Here is an 18,710-nt window from a genome sequence, read left to right as displayed (position 1 = left end):
TCGATTGTTAACAAGCAAGCGCGGTTTACATAGTTCGACGGATCAAGGTCAAACTTGACATATTCAATAATCGCCAACAACTTAGCATGCCCATAATACCAACAAATCCAGCGCCAGCAGCAATACCCACTAACCAGTAGTTGAAATGAAAGCTCGCAGACATTTCAAAGACTTGCGTTTGCAAGAAAAACACCGCTATTTCCATCGCAATACTCGCCATTAACCCCGCAACAGCGCCAAGTGCAACAAACTCAAACAATACACTATTTCGCAGCAGTGAACCTTTTGCACCTAAGGTACGCAATATCGCTAACTCTCGCTCACGCTCTTCCATACTTGCTTGCACTTGTGCAACCAACACCAAACTACCCGCTAAAATAACTAATACTAAAATAAGTTCAATCGCGATTGAAACTTGCTCAATCATGCTGGTCAGTTGTTTCATTATTGCACCAAAATCCATAATTGAGATGGTAGGATATTGGCTTAAAAAGCGATAAACTTCATTTTTTTGCTGGTCTGATATCATCCACGCCGAAATAGAAGTGGTCTCTATATCGATAACGGCAGCTTCATTGAAAACCATAATAAAATTTAACTGTCGACTCTTCCAGTTGACGTCGCGAATACTAGTAACTGGCACGGTGAATTCGTCAGTACCAATCGTGAAAGTGAGCTCATCGCCAAGCTTAACATCTAAACGTTCAGCCATACCTTTTTCCATAGAGACTTGCGGTAATGTATCCTCTATTTGCCACCATTGCCCTTCGATAACTTCATTGGTCAAGGGTAATTGCTCTTGCCATGTTAAACTTAATTCACGGCCTGCACCTTTTCGCTCTTTTGGCTTTTCTTTATCCTCTACCTTCGCTTTATCTGCGTTGGTCGTTGCTGAATCTTTATTATCATCTTCGTCAATCCTGACTGTTTTTTCACCATTAATCGCTGATAAACGTCCTCGAAAAACAGGATAAAACCCCTGGTTATCGAGATTGAGCTGCTCGGTAAAAGCTTTTAGTGGTGCAACTTCTTCATTGGCAATATTAAGTAAATAATGATTAGGTGTGTTTTCTGGGAACTGTGCTTGCCACTCATCAATAATTGAACTTTTCATTACCGTTATTAGCAGTAATAACTGAATAGCGATAGTAAAACTGACTAGTTGCACACTGTTTTCATTGGCGCGGCGCTTTAAGTTGGCTAAAGCCAGATGCCAAGCTTTACCGGCTTTAGCGCCAGCACTTCGCCCTGCTCCCATAATTAATCGCCCTAAAAGCAATAAAACACCAGAAACTAATATACCACCTAACAACAATGACAAACTCATAACGAGATCGCGACTAAATAACATCAGAAGCGCAAAAAGTGCCAATAGTGGAATCACTTGATGCCAACCAAACCTTGGTAATTCATTTTTGCTAAAACCGCGAATAACATCGAGTGGTTTCGTTGAAATTAATTCAGTAATAGGATGAATGGCAAAGGCAACCGCACAAAGCACTCCGGTTATCACAGCAGTAATAAATGGTTTAAACGTTAGTTGGCTCTCATCTAATGACAAGTAGCTCTCTATAGCACTCACACCCGCGAGCATCAGCATATAACCAACAATAAGCCCTACTATGATACTTATTAAGCTAAGTAAGCCCCAGTGCAGCATATACAATTTTTTTACATGTGATGTTGAAGCGCCTAACGCTTTAAATACTGCAACCATAGGTTGATGACGTTGCCCGTATCGTCGACTGGCGACAGCAACAGCGACAGCAGCAAGCACAATACCTAACATACTGGCTAATGATAAAAACTTCTCTGAGCTATCTAATACCTTTGATAAACGATTTTTTGCTGATTTAGCATCGTACCAATTTTGAGTTTCATTAAGTTGTGGCTTTATCCAGGTTTCAAATGCTTCAATATCGTCACGTTCCCCCGCAAACATATATTGATAATAAACGCGACTGCCTGGCTTTATTAATTGCGTTTTCTCTATATCTTTAATATTAAAAAATATAGTGGGTCCGGCAACAAACATACGGTATGAACGGTCAGGAATTTCTACAATAACACCGGCAACAGTCAGTGGGAGCACCCCTACTTCTATTGTGCCACCAATTTTAACATCTAAACGGCTAAGAATACTTTCTTCAACATAAGCCGTTCCTTGTTTTGGCGCACCAACCGAGCTGGGTATTTCTTGATCTAACGACGTTTTAACGAGAAACTCGCCACGCAAAGGATATTTTTCAGAAACAACATCAAGTTCAGATAACAGCATGTTGTCACCTGAAAATACCATAGAATCCAGTAATATTTTTGAGGCGACATTTAGCGATAAACTGTCACTTTTATCAAGATATTCGGTAGGTATTACTCGGTTAGAGCCCAGCACACGATCAGCTGCTATGGTGTTAGCGCTGTTGGTGATGATAGCTTGCTTAATTTGCTCTGAAAAACCCGTTAATGAAAATACGGTACCGACTGCGAGAACAATCGCTAAAAATATAATGGTTAAGTCACCGCGGCGAAACTCATGATGTAACAGTCGTAATGATTGTTTAACCCAAGTATTTGATGGTTTTACCCTTAATTCAGTCATCATTAACCTACTTTCATATGAGCAGGAAGTTCATCTTGATTGGCATTGTTGAGATTAATCTCTTGTAGAACGCCGCTGTCCATTTCAACTTGACGTTGACAGCGCTGGGCTAATTTTGGATCGTGAGTAACCAATATTAAGGTAGTGCCATGTTTTTCATTTAATTGAAAAAGTAAATCGGCGATATGCACCCCTGTTTTGGTATCTAAATTTCCGGTAGGTTCATCGGCGAATAATACGTCGGGCTTGGTAATAAAAGCGCGAGCAATAGCGACCCGTTGTTGTTCACCACCCGATAATTGTGACGGATAGTGTTCGGCACGTTCACCAAGACCTACAGCTTCAAGTAACGCCAGTCCTTGCTGTTTTGCATCAGGTAAATTTGCCAACTCAGCCGGCAACATAACATTTTCAAGTGCGGTTAAACTGCTAATTAATAAAAATTGCTGGAAGATAAATCCAACGTGATCTGCTCGTACTTGACTACGTTGCTCTTCATTAAACTGGTGCAATGGGTGGTTTTTAAGATAAACTTCACCTGATGTAGGTAAATCTAAGCCCGCTAAAATAGCTAACAAGGTTGTTTTTCCTGAGCCTGATGAACCTACTATTGCTAATGTTTCACCTGTATTGACCGTTAGGTCAACAGGTTGAAGTAGATCAAGAGTTTTCTCTTCTAACTGCACAGACTTAGTTAACGCACTTACTTTTAATATGGCTTCGGAATTTGACTTCATGAATAAACATCCCATTTATATTTTGTTTTTAAGCTTAATAGCTTTAATTTCTATATCTTTTTCGACATTGGCTAACCCTTCAGCCAGGCATTCTATTTTACTACTAGGTGATAGTGTTAGTGCAAGCTATGGAATGAAACAAAACCAAGGCTGGGTTCACCTGCTAAATACACAATTAACTACGCAAAAAAGTCCTTATAAGATCACTAATGCTAGCATTAGTGGTGAGACTACAACAGGCGGTTTATCAAGGTTACCTGGGATATTAGCCAAAGAAAAGGTTGACCATTTAGTGATAGAACTTGGTGGCAATGATGGCCTTAGAGGCTACTCACCAAAGAAAATTAAAAATAATTTGTTACAAATGATAAAGCTCGCTCAAGATAAAAATATTCCAGTGACACTCTATCAAATCAAAATAACCCCAAATTATGGGCCTCGTTATAATAAAATGTTCGAACAAGTATTTATTGATGTTGCCGCTGAAACTAACATTAACTTGTTACCTTTTTTTGTTGAGCCCTTAGTCACCGACGCCAGTTTAATGCAAAAAGATGGCATTCACCCTAGTGTTAAAGCTCAGCCCATTATTGCTGAATTTGTCGCTAGTCAGTTAAAAGAAATCATGAAAAAATAATATGGACTTTATTTGGATTCTATTTGCCTTCGGTTGTGGGATGGCGGCAAAGTCATTTTCATTACCACCATCAATTGGTTATTTATTTGCAGGATTTTTACTAAATTTTCTCGGTTTTCAAGCCGACGACAGTATCAATACATTAGCAAACCTAGGCATAACCTTAATGTTATTTACTATTGGTTTAAAACTCAATGTTAAAGACTTATTAAAAAAAGAAGTTTGGTTAGGCAGTTTGTCTCATAGTGTCACTTGGGTGTTAATCGGTGCTTTGCTGCTAAAATTATTCGCCCTTGCTGCTATTAGCTACTTTGCTGACTTGTCTTTCTACACCTTAGGTTTAATTATTTTTGCCTTGAGCTTTAGTAGTACGGTTTGTGTCGTTAAGCTTATGGAAGATCACGGCGAAATGCGCACGCGCCACGGTAAATTAGCCGTGGGGATTTTAGTGATACAAGATATTGTCGCGGTAATATTTTTAGTGGTGGCGACTGGTAAGTCCCCAACATTATGGGCTTTACTGTTGTTAAGCGCCTTTTTGATAAAGCCGTTAATCAATAAACTTATTGACCAAGTAGGCCACGGTGAGCTTATTCCGCTAACCGGGTTTTTCTTAGCCTTTGGTGCCTATGAACTTTTTGAGTTAGTGAGTATTAAAGGCGATTTAGGCGCCCTGCTCGTCGGGATGTATTTGGCTTCGCACAGTAAAGCCAGTGAAATTAATAAATCATTGATGGGCTTTAAAGATCTCTTTTTAATTGGTTTTTTCTTATCTATTGGCTTTACCGCATTACCCACATTAGAAATGCTTGCTATGGCAGGTCTACTAACTTTACTTATCCCTGTAAAATTTTGCTTGTTCTTTTTCTTATTCACACAATTTAAATTACGTGGCAGAACCTCTTACTTAACTGCACTAGCATTAAGCAATTTTAGTGAGTTTGGTTTGATCATCGCTTCGCTATCAACAAAAAATGGCTGGTTAACAAATGATTGGTTGGTCATTTTGTCATTGGCCGTTTCCTTATCGTTTATTATTACTAATATCACTTATAACTATGCTCATCAGATTTTCACTCGGCATAAATCGTTTATTTGTAAATACGAAAGAAAAAGTAAACTCAGCGAAGATAACTTTATACAACCTTGTGATGCACCGATTGTTGTAATTGGTATGGGACGCGTTGGTATGGGCGCTTATAAAGCTTTAGACAGCCAGGCTACGGGTCAAGTATGGGGATTAGATGCCGACCAAGGTAAAATCGCTTGGTTAAATGACAATAACGTACAAGCATTTTGTGGTGACGCTGAGAATATCGATTTTTGGGAAAATATAAAAATAGAGAAACTAGAGTTAATCTTGCTCGCTCTGCCACAAATTCAAGATATTAAAAATATAACCTTACAATTAAGACATGCAAATTATCAGGGTCAAATAGCCGCTATTGCTCGGTTTGATGATGAGCGCCAAGAGATTGAAACCTTTGGCGTAGATAAAGTGTTTAACTTCTATACTGAGGCTGGCGTTGGTTTTGCTGAGGAAAGCTTAGCGATGATCAAACCTAATAAGCTGTAATATAATGACTTGAACCAGTAATCAGGTCACTAAAGATTGATTGCTAATAAGTAACAGATCACCTTGTTACTTTGCTTTTACTATCGCCTTTAGGCTGCTCAGTAAACTCATAAGATTATCAGATAATAAAATAGTGATAGCACGACGAAAAGCTAAAGCCCCCTAGCAGACAAACTCGAAAAGGGTGACCTAAAGTCACTTTGTATGTTGCAGGCTTAGCAATGTAACACAGGATTGCTTAAATGCTTAAAATAGACTTAAGGTAATCTTCTTGTTGAAACATCAAATTTCAGGCATAAAAAAACCGACAATAAGTCGGTTTTTTTATATCATTTATAGCACTGAATTTTTAGTAAACTCGGTACATAAAAAGTAAGTGGCATCCCTAAGGGGATTCGAACCCCTGTTACCGCCGTGAAAGGGCGGTGTCCTAGGCCTCTAGACGATAGGGACACTAAAACTATTGAGCAACTGAACATTGAACAAACAAGGTTCAGCTACTTAGAAAAGCATCAAACAAGATTTTCATCTCGCTTTTATGATTGAAACGTTCTTCAACCAAAGGAAACAACAAGACCTAGTTTGCTATACCCTTTTACCTATTTATTAACTTCCGATAAAGGAAATAAAAAATAAGTGGCATCCCTAAGGGGATTCGAACCCCTGTTACCGCCGTGAAAGGGCGGTGTCCTAGGCCTCTAGACGATAGGGACACTAAAACTATTGAGTAAGTGAACATTGAATAAACAAGGTTCAACTACTTAGAAAAGCATCGTACAAGATTTACATCTTGTTTTTATCATTGAAAAAATTCTTCAACCAAAGGAGATAACAAGACCTAGTTTGTTATACCCTGTTTACTTATTAAATTACTGCCAATATGGCGATAAAAAATAAGTGGCATCCCTAAGGGGATTCGAACCCCTGTTACCGCCGTGAAAGGGCGGTGTCCTAGGCCTCTAGACGATAGGGACACAAATACTATCGTGAAAAGTAAACTTTTCTATTTTAAGTGATAAAAAACACTTAAAACCAATATTATTTAAATAAAGATTAACTTAATTAAATAACTTAAAACTTGGTGGAGCTATGCGGGATCGAACCGCAGACCTCTTCGCTGCCAGCGAAGCGCTCTCCCAGCTGAGCTATAGCCCCGCTACAAATTAATAACATGGCCTAATATGCTATAAATTCATTGCCTAACAAATGATTAATCACTCGTTGAAAGCGAGGCGCATTCTAAGCACCCGCCCTAAAACTGTCAACTATTATTTTAGATAAAAAGGTATTTTTTGCAAAGTTTTTAGTTAAGTGTTTACTTAAGCATCAAGTTGACTATTTTTTGTTTAATCAGTGATTTATCAATATCAACTTTTCGAAAGCGCTTTTATTTATCTGCAATTAAGCGATGTCACTAATGTTAAACGATTATTTATCTACAAGGTGATATTTTTTACTTGATTTCAAAGAATACACGAAGGCAAGCTCAATGAAATAAGGGTTTATAGTTTCTTTATGACAAAATTGGGGGTAAAGTTGCACTAAGATATAATAATAAGAATTTTTCATGCAGCTAGAAAAGCTAAATGTTGTCGCTATTGGTGGCGGACACGGTTTAGGTCGTGTGTTATCTACTCTCTCTTTTTTAAAAAAGCAGTTAACGGGTATAGTAACCACAACCGATAATGGAGGCTCTACTGGCCGCTTACGCAGACGCAGTAGTTCTATTGCTTGGGGCGATTTACGTAATTGTTTAACATTACTTGTTGATAAGGACTCTGTTGGCAGCCAATTATTTGATTTTAGATTTGATGGGCAAGATGAACTGGGTGGTCACAATCTAGGAAATCTTATTTTATATGCCCTGGAGAAATTGCAATCTCGGCCACTTGATTCAATAAAGCTTGTCAGACGTTTATTAGGGGTTAGAACGCCTTTGTATCCAATGTCAGAGACACCAACCGATCTTATGGCCTTCTACCCCAAGGGACGTTGTAAAATAGGTGAACTCTCAGTTGATAAAATGCCAATAATGCCAGAAAAATTATTATTAGCCCCGTTGGTTAAAACCTTACCTTTGTGCATTGAGTCAATAAGGTCTGCTGATTTGATTATTTTAGGCCCTGGGAGCTTTCTTACCAGCGTTATTCCACCCTTGTTAGTGCGCGATATTACTAAAGCGATTCAGGCAAGCTCTGCTCATTGTGTGTTTATTGAGAACTTAGGTCCAGAAGACAGTCCAGCCGCAGCACTATCGTTAGATGAGAAACTTAACTGGATTAAAGAAAATATTGGCTGCTTACCTATTGATAGTGTTATTTGTCAAAGTGAAACAGTAACATCTACTATTTTACCCGTTATTCATTGCGACCTATCTAGTGATTCAGACAGTCATTACCATGATAAAGAGAAGCTGTTACAGGCATTAAAACTTTGCATAAGTGGTATTAATAAAAAAAATAGTATTTTTGCCTAATTTCTAGACTTCTAATAAAAAACCGTAAAATGATCATCCATTTTACGGTTTGTTAGTTTTTAGTTTTTAGTTTTTAGAAGCCTCGTCTTGGCTAATACGGCTAGCAACAGCACCTGTTTGATTTTTATATTTGGCATCTTCACGTTTATTATAAGGACGTGCAGCGCTTGAAGACATAGTTTCAAAGTTTAGTGCAGCTATTTTCATTTTAGGACGAAGCGCCAAAGGAAGCTTACCACTATTATAAAACTCTAAAACAATCTGTCCAGACCAACCGGGATCGATGCGATGCGCGGTGACATGGACCATTAAGCCCAAGCGCGCTAATGATGAACGACCATCCAACCAACCAACGATATTATCAGGTAGGGTGACCGACTCATAGGTAACCGCTAGCGCTAATTCACCTGGATGTAAAAAGAAAGCCTCACCATCAGCAATAACAATTTCATCACTCATTACTGAGTCCATCGCTTTTTGCATTTCAGCTTTGGGACCACTTAAGTCGATATAAGGTGCGGTATGATCTTGAAAAACGCGAAATTCATTACCTAAACGAATATCAACACTTACCCCTGAAATCATACTGCTGTCGGGTGCGGGTGTAATAATAATTTCACCTCTTTCAAGCGATGTTTCTATGTCTTTGTCGGACAATCTCATGTTAGTTCTTCTTACGTTATTACTTTAAGGTTAGGAAATTAGCTATAGAGACTAATCTTCAATCAATAGTTTTGCGGTATTTGGACTGCGCGAATCCAACTGCAGATATAACTGTGCAGCGATAGTTCGCGCTATCTTACGATATTGCTCACTGATGTTACTAGTGTTATCTGTTAATAATGGCGAAACCCCTTGGTCTGCATCGCGACGAATACTGACATCAAGCGGCAGTTGTCCTAAAAGTTGCGTATCATATTTATTGGCAACCCGTTGGCCTCCACCTTCACCAAACAAGTGTGATTGATGACCACAATTTTCGCATTGGTGATAACTCATATTTTCAATAATACCGAGCACAGGTACTTTTACTTGTTCAAACATCGCAATACCCTTTATCGCGTCAGCCAGTGCTATATCTTGTGGTGTGGTAATAACCACAGAAGCTGCCACGGGTACTTGTTGTGATAACGTTAATTGAATATCACCGGTACCTGGGGGCATATCAACAATTAAATAATCTATACCTTGCCAATCAGTTTCGTTAAGTAATTGACTAAAAGCTCTGCTTGCCATTGGGCCTCGCCAAACAGTTGCATCATCTTCATCGACTAAGAAACCCAATGACATTGCGCTTAAACCATTAGCATTTATTGGCGTGAGTAATTTACCATCATCAGAGCTGGGCTTTGCTCCTTTTAAACCCAGTAATGTAGGAACTGATGGGCCATAAATATCCGCGTCTAAAATGCCAACCGAAGCTCCTTCTGCGATTAATGCATAGGCAAGATTAACCGCTGTTGTCGACTTCCCTACTCCACCTTTTCCAGAGGCAATAGCAATAATATTCTTTATACCTAGGAGTTCATGGCGCCGAACCGGCTTAACATTATACTTAACATCAAAACGAACGGTTTGCTTAACTTCTTTAGTAAGCATTTCACTTAATAAGTGTATTTCACTATTGCAGGGGAAAGGTAAAGACAATTTAATAACAATATCATTGCCTTTTTCTAAGGTAATTTCAGGGTCAATATCAGGATACAACATTCCTTGAGGAAAATTTTCACTGCGATAACGATTTAAGCTATCAACAAGCGTTTGTTTAGCGTCACTGGGGAGTGTTTTTGACGAAAATATCTTTGAGAACATTTTAAAAGGCACTTTATCGCGTTTAGGCAATAATTATTAATGAAAAGTAATGACAAATTCTGTACCATTCCATTCATAATTACCACCAATAAATGTAAACTTTCTATGTCGTCATCAGAGTCATCATCAACTGCTAAAAATAAACGTAAAATTCTTGTAACTTGTGCGCTGCCTTATGCCAATGGCTCTATTCATTTAGGTCATTTACTCGAACATATTCAGACCGATATTTGGGTGCGTTTTCAACGTATGCGCGGCCATGAAACTTATTTTGTTTGTGCTGATGATGCCCATGGCACGCCTATTATGCTTAAAGCGCATGAGTTAGGGGTAACACCTGAAGAAATGATCAATGGTGTCCGTGAAGAGCATATGAGCGACTTTGCAGACTTTCACATTAGTTTCGATAACTATCATTCAACGCATAGCCCAGAGAATGAAGCGTTTGCTCACGAAATTTATAATCGTTTACATGCTAAAGGTCATATTAAAACCAGGGTCATCTCTCAACTATACGATCCAGAAAAAGGGATGTTTTTACCTGACCGCTTTGTCAAGGGTACTTGTCCTAAGTGTCAGGCCGCCGATCAAAACGGCGATAGCTGTGACGAGTGTGGCGCGACGTATTCGCCTACTGAAGTGCTAAACCCGCGTTCAGTTGTTTCTGGCGCAACACCAGTATTAAAAGATTCAGAGCACTACTTCTTTGATTTACCTGCTTTTAGTGAGATGTTGCAAGATTGGACACGAAGTGGCGCATTACAAGATGAAATGGCTAATAAGTTAGCGGAATGGTTTGAGTCAGGTCTACAACAATGGGATATCAGCCGCGACGCTCCTTATTTTGGCTTTGAAATACCCAATGCTCCGGGCAAATATTTTTATGTCTGGCTAGATGCTCCTATTGGTTACATGGGTAGTTTCAAAAACTTATGTGATAAAACCGGTATCGATTTTGATGCGTTTTGGGCACTTGACTCAGAAGCTGAGCTCTACCATTTTATTGGCAAAGACATTATATATTTTCATAGTTTATTCTGGCCAGCTATGCTCGAAGGTGCAGGTTTTAGAAAACCAACGGCAGTGCATGCTCATGGTTTTGTGACTGTTAATGGCGCAAAAATGTCTAAGTCTAAAGGCACCTTTATTAAAGGTCGTACTTATTTAGATCATTTAAACCCTGAATATTTGCGTTATTACTATGCGGCTAAATTAACTCATAAAATTGATGATTTAGACTTAAATCTTGAAGATTTTGCGCAACGAGTCAATTCAGACTTAGTGGGTAAAGTGGTTAATATTGCCTCACGTTGTACCAGTTTCATAACTAAACGCTTTGACGGTATGTTGTCAGAAAACATCGACAACCCAGCTCTCGCTGAAGAGGTCATGGCGGCAGGTGACTCTATTGCCGCTCACTATGAAGCGCGTGATTTTGCCCGTGGTATGCGTGAAATAATGGCATTGGCCGACAAAGTTAACGAATATATAGCCGTAAAAGAACCATGGCAGTTAGTGAAAGATGAAACTAAGCAACAAGAAGTGCAAGACATCTGTTCCCTAGGTATCAATATGTTTCGCACCTTAATGATTTATTTAAAGCCAGTATTACCGGTGTTAGCCGATAGCACAGCGACGTTTTTAAATGATGAATTAACTTGGGAAGGACATAAAAAATTATTGACAAGCCACAAGATCAATAAATTTAAAGCCTTACTACAGCGTGTCGACATGGATAAAGTTAACGCAATGACAGATGCATCAAAAGACAATTTACTTGTTAAAGATGACGCTGAAAAACCGGTAAAAAAAGCGAAAAAAGAAAAAATCGTCGATAATAGTGCGGCTCTTAATGATCCATTAGGGTGTGATCCTATTAGCGAAGAAATTCAATTTGACGATTTTGCTAAAATTGATTTGCGTATAGTAAAAATCATTAATGCCGAGCATGTAGAAAAAGCTGATAAACTGTTACGTTTGACCCTTGCTCTTGATTCAAAAGAAGAAGGTGGTGAAACACGCCAAGTGTTTGCCGGTATTAAGTCAGCGTATCAACCAGAAGATTTAATTGGTAAGCATACCGTGATGGTTGCTAATTTGGCGCCAAGAAAAATGCGTTTTGGTATGTCTGAAGGCATGGTGCTTGCGGCAGGCCCTGGTGGTAAAGATTTATGGATATTAAATCCTGACGACGGTGCACAGCCGGGTATGCGGGTGAAATAACAACCCTCAGTCAGCTGTTAATACCAAAGAAATAAAAGCAGTGAACGTTCACTGCTTTTTTGTATTATAATTTTCAAATAGTTCGTTACAATTATTATGGCAAAATACTTATGAGTACAATATTTTAATGTTGTTTATTAAACCACCGTTATTAGTACAAATTATCTTAGCGATGTTTCTTGGGTTGTTGATGGGGTATCACTTTTCAACCGAATATTCAGTGATTGATAACACCGCCAATGCTTTTGTTACTGCCCTGCAAATGACCGTACTGCCTTATATTGTGCTGTCACTAGTTGTTGGTATAGGTGGGCTTACGCCGAGTAAAGCCAAAAAGGTCTCTAAACAAAGTTTATTGATTATCTTAATGATGATAGCGGTCGTACTATTTTTTATTTTTAGCACCCCTTTGTCCTTTCCTCAATGGCAACATGCCGAGTTTTATTCTAATAACACCATACAATCTGTGCCAGAATTTAGCTTGGTTGACTTATTTATCTCGGCAAACCCTTTTAATGCCTTAGCAAATACTTTAATCCCTGCGGTAGTTTTTTTTAGTATCTGTATGGGGCTTGGTTTAATGAAGATTAAATCTAAAAGACAAACCTTGTTAATGCTTTCAAACTTACAACAAGCAACCGCAAACATTAATGGTTTTATTATGAAATTTGCCCCTTTGGGTATATTTTGTATCGGTTGGCGTGCCGCTGTTACTCTTGATGCAAGCCAACTCGATGGTTTAGTTGTTTATATGCTTAGTGCAATAGTTTTGGTAACTCTGCTTTGTTTTGTAGTATTCCCCGCCATTGTTGCTACGGTCACCCCTTTTGGTTATCGAGAAATAGTTAGTGTTTCTCGCGAGCCAATGATCACTGCTTTTGCTACAGGCAGCTTCTTTTCAGTATTGCCTGTGATTGTTGAAAACACTAAAAAATTACTTAAGCAAAAATACCCTCAAGATAGCGATCTTGAAAAAATATCAGAGATTATTGTGCCAATATCTTTTAGTTTACCCGTCGGTGGTAAGCTGCTTGCTTTACTTTTTGTGCTCTTTGCCGCTTGGTTCTCTGGTGCCCATATTTCTTTTACTGATCATATCAATCTAGTTGTTGCTGGTTTGCCACAGTTATTTGGTAGCACAACATTAGCGATGCAAAATTTACTAGAATTGTTTAATGTTTCCGGTGCTATGTTCGACTTTTATTTAGTGGCAGAGAACCTTATTGGCGCTCGACTAAGTGCTATTTTTTCAGTGGTATTTTCTAGCTGTTTACCGCTATTAATTGCCACGGCAATGTTAAAGCGCTTTACTATAAAATGGCGTGTACTGCTGCGTAACTTAGCGATAATCCCACTTGTTTCGGTATTGGCATTTATCTCCTTACGTTTCAGTTTTGACGCTATAAGTCACCAGTATCAAGGTTATACTAAATTTATAGAGCGAGACTTTTTGTTCACTAGTGTTCAAAGCAGCTACCTCGAAAACAGCCCTGCTAATGCTGTCACCAAACCTACATTTTCTCCTGTGCTAAAACGAATTCAGCAACGTGGTTTTATTAGGGTTGGCTATTTCAGAGATGACTTACCTTATGCCTTTCATAACAATAACGGTAAGTTGGTCGGTTTTGATATTGAAATAATGAATCAACTTGCCATTGACCTCAACGTCAATGTTGAATTTGTAAGAATATTTCATCATCAAGCGGAAGCACTCTTACAATCAGGCTATTTAGATATCACGACAGGTATTCCTGTTATCCCAGATAATATGACTAAATTCACGCTTACGGTGCCTTATTCTCAGCAATCACTGGCCTTTATTGTAAAAGATGAAAGGCGTGTAGAGTTTAAGCAATGGTCTAAAATCATTGAAAATAAAGCGCTAATTATCGGTATACCTGAAACTTTTTTCTACCAAACAGCTGTTGAACGCAACTTTATTTATAATAAGGCCTGGAAAATATCAACACCCAGATTATTCTTTAAAGAAAAGCATCAACATTTTGATGGGATGTTATTTGGTGCTGCTGCAGCTTCTGCCTGGACATTATTACATCCTGAGTACACAGTTATTGTGCCTAAACCTGTCTTAGCACCTATATCTATGGCATTCCCGATTAATCATAACGATCAAGCTTTTGAACTGTTTATGCGTAATTGGATAAATATGAAACAACAAAGCAAAGTTATTGATAAATTATTTAATTATTGGATCAGTAATAAAGCCCCTGTTAAAGCAAATATAAGTAAGTAACCTAGTGATAAAAATGAAGCCAACAAGTAAAACCAACAATAAATTAATACTAATGCTGACGTTGATCGGATTATCAGCATGCTCATCTCAATATACCGTTTCAACAAATTTGGACAAAGAAAATTTTCAAACATACTTCAGCCATGCACAGGTAAAATTTTTTCAAGATGAGAGTGAATTTCCTGGCCGTTATAAACTTATTGGCTTAGTTGAAGGTGAAGATTGTCAGGCAAAAAGTCATCATGCCTTACCTGATAAAATAGCGGCAAGAACTGAAGCGCGCAGACAAGCGGCTCAGCAACAAGCGAATGCGATAATTTTTAGTGGTTGCGCGCTGATTGATGACGACCAAGCAAATAAGCAATGTAATGCAACACTTGTCTGCTATGGTATGGCTTATCAAGTTGAACCGCTTAAAAAGATTAACTAATGACTGTATCACCTGAAAACCAGGTAACCTTTAACTATATTGGTCGCGTTAATTCTCCCTACAAAGAAAAATTCGCTATTCCTCGTCAACCGGGTCTAGTGAGTGCAGCACAAGGCTCAATTTTATTGCTTGATGATGCCAATAACGAAGAGTTACTTCGTGGCATTGAGCAATTTAGTCATCTGTGGATATTGTTTATATTTCATGGTACGCAGCGCCAAGGTTGGAAACCGCTCGTGAGACCACCTCGCTTGGGAGGGAATAAAAAATTGGGGGTATTAGCCACTCGCTCTACATTCAGACCTAACCCAATTGGCATGTCGGTAGTAAAGTTAGAGGGTATTACGCAAAACAACAAACAAACTGTTATTAATATTTCTGGACTAGATCTGCTTGATCAAACGCCCGTTGTTGATATTAAACCTTATATTCCCTACTCTGATAGTATTGATAATGCACAGGCCGGCTTTGCACAACAACAACCCTTGCAAGCGTTAACCACCAAGTTTTCTCAGCAAGCACAAGATGATATGCAAAAGTATCAACGAGAGTATCCAGAGCTAGCACTTTTTATTGAACAAGTCTTAGCGCAGGACCCTAGGCCCGCTTATAAAAAGCGACAAGGCGATGATAAAATCTATGGCATGAAACTCTATAATTTAAATATATGCTGGCAAGCAAATTTAAATAATGAGATGTATGTGCTGTCAATAAATAAAGTTGATGATTAACTTTAAAACACACTCAGCAACTCAATATAAAAAAGGTCAGCAGAGCTGACCTTTAACATTCAAATAAATGACCACTTTAACTAAGAAAATTTAGTGGTGATGACCGCCAGCGCCATGTGCGTGACCATGTTCGATTTCTTCATCTGTAGCAGCACGGACATCAATGACGTCTAAGTCAAAGGTTAATACCATACCAGCAAGAGGTGGGTTAATATCAACAGTGACCATAAACTTACCCGCTTTAACAATAGTCACTTGACGTTGACCTTGCTCAGTTTCAACGGAAGCTGTCATGCCAGCTTGCCATTTAGTGGTCCCTTGACCGTCTTGTAGATGTTTTGCTGGAACACGTTGGATCATATCTTCTTTACGTTCACCGTAAGTATCTTCTGGTTGTAGCGTAACTGAAAATTTGTTGCCTACTTCTTTACCCACTAAGGCATTTTCAACACCGACTAACATATTTTTATAGCCATGAAGATAGGCTAAAGGATCGCCCGCGTATGATGATTCAATTTCATTGCCAGCTTCATCTTTTAAGGTGTAGTGAAATTGAACAACGGTTTTATCTGCAATTTTCATTTTAAATCCAATTTAATTAATACAATAATAATTTTCTGCGAGTGTAGCAAAAACAGACGCTAGCCACTATGCCCAAAGTAATAAAATAACCACGCTAACAATAATTAATAACATGCCTAAGTATTCAAAGCGACTAATACGCTCCTTAAAAATTCGGTAAGTTAACAATAAAGTAATAAAAAACTCTACTTGCCCTAGTGCCTTCACATAGGCTGCATTTTGAAAACTAGCGGCAGTAAACCAACCAATTGAACCAATAACGCTGGTGATGCCAACAAATAAACACATACGCCAATGTTTAGCCATTAAGGTAAGTTGTTTTCTATCTTTTAAACTAAGATAAATAATTGATATGACGGACTGTACACCAACCATAAACAACAAGGTAACAGCGGCACTAACCATTAAATCTGTGTTTAGGGCCAAGCTTGATTCTCTAATTAATAAGGTCGTAATGGCTAAGGCTAACCCTGAAGATAAGCCAAAACCAGCGCCAGGGTTTTTAAAAATATCAGTAACGGTAAATTTTACTTTTGAGACAATTAACACGCCTATCACACCAATAAAAACAGATAACCACGCTAGCAATGATAAGGAAACTGAAAAGAACAAGGCTCCCACGACAGCAACTTGAATAGCTTCAGTTTTAGCTAAACTTGTTGCTACCGCAAAATTACGATATTTAAAAGCCGCAACCAAACAAAAAGTCCCAATAATCTGCATCAGACAGGCGATAAGCGCGTACATAAGAAAATGACGGTTAAGCAAAGGTAAAGACACTGCTCGCTGTTCGGTGATAAAGAGTAAATATATAAAAGCAAAAGGCAGCGCATAGATATAGCGCACACCTGTCGTCGCCATCGCACTTAAGTGTCCCAATAGCTTCTTTTGTCCGGCGGTGCGAATAGCTTGCATAACAGCGGCAAGTAAAGTGAAATAAACCCAGAGTTCTAAAGATAAGAAAGAAAAGTCCAAAACCTATCCTAATGATGAAAACGACCAGCAAAATAATGTTAGGCAAGGGCAATAAAAAGCCTTTTATGCTTTATGTTACCAATTAATATTGATAATGTTTAAATATTGAAATTCAAAGTAACCTTAAAACTATGACAGAACAGCTACCGATCGCTATTATGCCGGGTAACGATTTACTGGAAAAGTTTACTCAGATAAAGTCAGTGTGTAATAAGCTTGAAGCACAATTTAATTTTCAAACATTAACTGCAAATTGGTATGGTGATGAAAATAATATTTTATTAATCAATCTCTATCTAGAAACTCAGCAATTTGTTGATGAAGAGATAACTAAAGCCCATCAGGAAGAGATTAGCTATTTTTCTGATGATGTATTTAGTGTTTACCAAAAAGAACATCAGCAGGTAAAATGTTTTATTGCGATAACGCCAGCTGAGTTAATTCTGCTAGCGCAAGAGAAAAAATTATTACCTCGCTACATTCAAGTAAAACTGCACAAGGTACTGAATTTAATTGCCACTAAGTTAACGCTACCCCATATATAAGCAAGTGTAAGAAATAGCGTTAAACCATTGAACTCGTCAGTTAAAGACTATTTACTATGTCTTTAACCAGTTCAGGACCTTGGTATATAAAACCAGTATAAACTTGTACTAATTTAGCACCCGCCGCTATTTTCTCTTGTGCATCACGGCCACTCGAAATACCGCCAACACCGATTATAGGTAATTTATTATCTAGGGCTATCGCCAATAAACGAATAACCTCGGTACTTTTGTCTTTTACTGGCTCACCACTGAGACCCCCCTGCTCTTCTCCATGCTCTAAGCCAACCACACCTTCACGTGAAAGTGTGGTGTTAGTGGCAATAACGCCATCAATATTATTGCTAATCAAACATTGGGCAATCGATTCAATCTCTTCATGACTTAAATCAGGTGCTATTTTTACGGCTAACGGTACATATTTACTATGCAATTCGGTCAATACTTTTTGTTCTGATTTAAGCGCGGCTAATAGCTCATTTAATGCATCACCATATTGTAATGAACGTAAACCTGGCGTATTTGGCGATGAGATATTTATAGTGATATAGGTTGCGTAGTTATAAACTTTACGCATACAAATAAGATAATCGTCTTTAGCTTGCTCATCTGGGGTATCTTTATTTTTACCAATATTAATACCCAGCACGCCTTTAAAATTTGCCTTACGTACTTGATCAATTAAGTAATCAACGCCTTTGTTATTAAAGCCCATGCGGTTTATAACTGCATTTGCTGTCGGTAAACGGAAAATACGTGGTTTTGGATTGCCTGGTTGTGGCTTAGGTGTCACAGTTCCTATCTCAACAAAGCCAAACCCCATGGCATCAAACGCGTTAATACATTCGCCATTTTTGTCTAATCCAGCCGCTAAACCAACAGGATTAGGAAAGGTAATACCCATGGCTTCGACTGGTTTATCAGTAATGTTTTGTTTATAAAGTAAATTTAATGGTGTTGAACCCGAGGCTTTAAAGCCTTTTATCGTCAGCTCATGAATAGCTTCAGGATCAAACTTGAATAATACTTTACGAATTGCGGAATAAAACATATTGCCTCTGGACGGATAAGTTAACGCGAAAAAACTTTAATTAAAATCGAAAACGACCTAAAAAAAGTCCCCACTTAGTAGT

The 18,710-nt window shown here is 38.4% G+C and carries 15 protein-coding genes and 4 tRNA genes; 8 read left to right on the top strand and 11 right to left on the bottom strand.

All coding sequences use genetic code 11. From position 1 onward, the window contains the following. Positions 1–25: 25 nt before the first annotated feature. Both H4J66_RS02670 and H4J66_RS02665 read right to left on the bottom strand, forming a co-directional pair. Entirely contained in the window at positions 26–2,602 is a 2,577-nt protein-coding gene (locus H4J66_RS02670) for an ABC transporter permease (protein ID WP_259369041.1), read from the bottom strand. Continuing rightward, positions 2,602–3,336: an ABC transporter ATP-binding protein gene (locus H4J66_RS02665; protein WP_182170201.1), complete on the bottom strand. Its 735-nt coding sequence runs from the start codon at positions 3,334–3,336 to the stop codon at positions 2,602–2,604. Before H4J66_RS02665 ends, H4J66_RS02670 begins: the two co-directional genes overlap by 1 nt. On the opposite strand from H4J66_RS02665, the gene H4J66_RS02660 reads away from it, so the two are divergent. Both H4J66_RS02660 and H4J66_RS02655 read left to right on the top strand, forming a co-directional pair. After that, complete coding sequence (locus tag H4J66_RS02660) at positions 3,335–3,973, top strand: arylesterase (RefSeq protein ID WP_182170198.1); 639 nt, start codon at positions 3,335–3,337, stop codon at positions 3,971–3,973. The genes H4J66_RS02665 and H4J66_RS02660 overlap by 2 nt on opposite strands. Before the next feature lies 1 nt (position 3,974). Next, on the top strand, positions 3,975–5,549 hold the full coding sequence (locus H4J66_RS02655; RefSeq protein WP_182170195.1) for a cation:proton antiporter family protein: 1,575 nt from the start codon (positions 3,975–3,977) through the stop codon (positions 5,547–5,549). Positions 5,550–5,926: 377 nt separating this feature from the next. On the opposite strand, the gene H4J66_RS02650 is transcribed toward H4J66_RS02655, so the two are convergent. From H4J66_RS02650 to H4J66_RS02635, 4 genes are all read right to left on the bottom strand, one after another. Beyond that, a tRNA-Glu gene (locus H4J66_RS02650) sits at positions 5,927–6,002 on the bottom strand. Positions 6,003–6,186: 184 nt separating this feature from the next. Then, positions 6,187–6,262, bottom strand: a tRNA-Glu gene (locus H4J66_RS02645). A gap of 185 nt (positions 6,263–6,447) precedes the next feature. After that, positions 6,448–6,523: transfer RNA gene (locus H4J66_RS02640), tRNA-Glu, on the bottom strand. Positions 6,524–6,628: 105 nt separating this feature from the next. After that, a tRNA-Ala gene (locus H4J66_RS02635) sits at positions 6,629–6,704 on the bottom strand. A gap of 412 nt (positions 6,705–7,116) precedes the next feature. Between H4J66_RS02635 and yvcK the strand changes: the two genes are divergently transcribed. Beyond that, positions 7,117–8,025, top strand: a complete 909-nt coding sequence (gene yvcK, locus H4J66_RS02630; RefSeq protein ID WP_182170192.1) for a uridine diphosphate-N-acetylglucosamine-binding protein YvcK — start codon at positions 7,117–7,119, stop codon at positions 8,023–8,025. 66 nt (positions 8,026–8,091) lie between these two features. On the opposite strand, the gene dcd is transcribed toward yvcK, so the two are convergent. After that, positions 8,092–8,688 carry a dCTP deaminase gene (dcd, locus tag H4J66_RS02625; RefSeq protein WP_070376602.1) on the bottom strand — a complete coding sequence of 199 codons (597 nt, stop codon included), beginning with the start codon at positions 8,686–8,688 and terminating at the stop codon, positions 8,092–8,094. A gap of 51 nt (positions 8,689–8,739) precedes the next feature. Continuing rightward, a complete protein-coding gene (gene apbC / locus H4J66_RS02620) occupies positions 8,740–9,837 on the bottom strand; it encodes an iron-sulfur cluster carrier protein ApbC (RefSeq protein ID WP_182170189.1) in 1,098 nt (365 codons plus the stop codon). 105 nt (positions 9,838–9,942) lie between these two features. On the opposite strand from apbC, the gene metG reads away from it, so the two are divergent. From metG to tsaA, 4 genes are all read left to right on the top strand, one after another. Next, positions 9,943–12,060: a methionine--tRNA ligase gene (gene metG, locus H4J66_RS02615; protein ID WP_182170346.1), complete on the top strand. Its 2,118-nt coding sequence runs from the start codon at positions 9,943–9,945 to the stop codon at positions 12,058–12,060. Positions 12,061–12,187: 127 nt separating this feature from the next. Further along, complete coding sequence (locus H4J66_RS02610; RefSeq protein ID WP_182170186.1) at positions 12,188–14,314, top strand: cation:dicarboxylate symporter family transporter; 2,127 nt, start codon at positions 12,188–12,190, stop codon at positions 14,312–14,314. 13 nt (positions 14,315–14,327) lie between these two features. Then, complete coding sequence (gene rcsF, locus H4J66_RS02605; protein WP_182170183.1) at positions 14,328–14,744, top strand: Rcs stress response system protein RcsF; 417 nt, start codon at positions 14,328–14,330, stop codon at positions 14,742–14,744. After that, entirely contained in the window at positions 14,744–15,475 is a 732-nt protein-coding gene (tsaA, locus tag H4J66_RS02600) for a tRNA (N6-threonylcarbamoyladenosine(37)-N6)-methyltransferase TrmO (RefSeq protein WP_182170180.1), read from the top strand. Before rcsF ends, tsaA begins: the two co-directional genes overlap by 1 nt. A gap of 90 nt (positions 15,476–15,565) precedes the next feature. On the opposite strand, the gene H4J66_RS02595 is transcribed toward tsaA, so the two are convergent. Further along, entirely contained in the window at positions 15,566–16,057 is a 492-nt protein-coding gene (locus H4J66_RS02595; protein WP_182170177.1) for a peptidylprolyl isomerase, read from the bottom strand. A gap of 66 nt (positions 16,058–16,123) precedes the next feature. After that, on the bottom strand, positions 16,124–17,032 hold the full coding sequence (locus tag H4J66_RS02590; protein ID WP_259368562.1) for a DMT family transporter: 909 nt from the start codon (positions 17,030–17,032) through the stop codon (positions 16,124–16,126). Between the two features lie 131 nt (positions 17,033–17,163). Between H4J66_RS02590 and H4J66_RS02585 the strand changes: the two genes are divergently transcribed. Then, positions 17,164–17,577, top strand: a complete 414-nt coding sequence (locus H4J66_RS02585) for a hypothetical protein (protein WP_182170174.1) — start codon at positions 17,164–17,166, stop codon at positions 17,575–17,577. Between the two features lie 40 nt (positions 17,578–17,617). Here H4J66_RS02585 and pyrD read toward each other — a convergent pair whose 3' ends face one another. Beyond that, positions 17,618–18,628 (bottom strand): quinone-dependent dihydroorotate dehydrogenase, encoded by a 1,011-nt coding sequence (gene pyrD, locus H4J66_RS02580; RefSeq protein WP_182170171.1) that lies wholly within the window; start codon positions 18,626–18,628, stop codon positions 17,618–17,620. Positions 18,629–18,710 lie beyond the last annotated feature (82 nt).

Source organism: Colwellia sp. MB3u-55 (assembly GCF_014076785.1).
GTDB lineage: Bacteria > Pseudomonadota > Gammaproteobacteria > Enterobacterales > Alteromonadaceae > Colwellia_A.
This window is presented reverse-complemented; position numbering and strand designations above follow the sequence as displayed.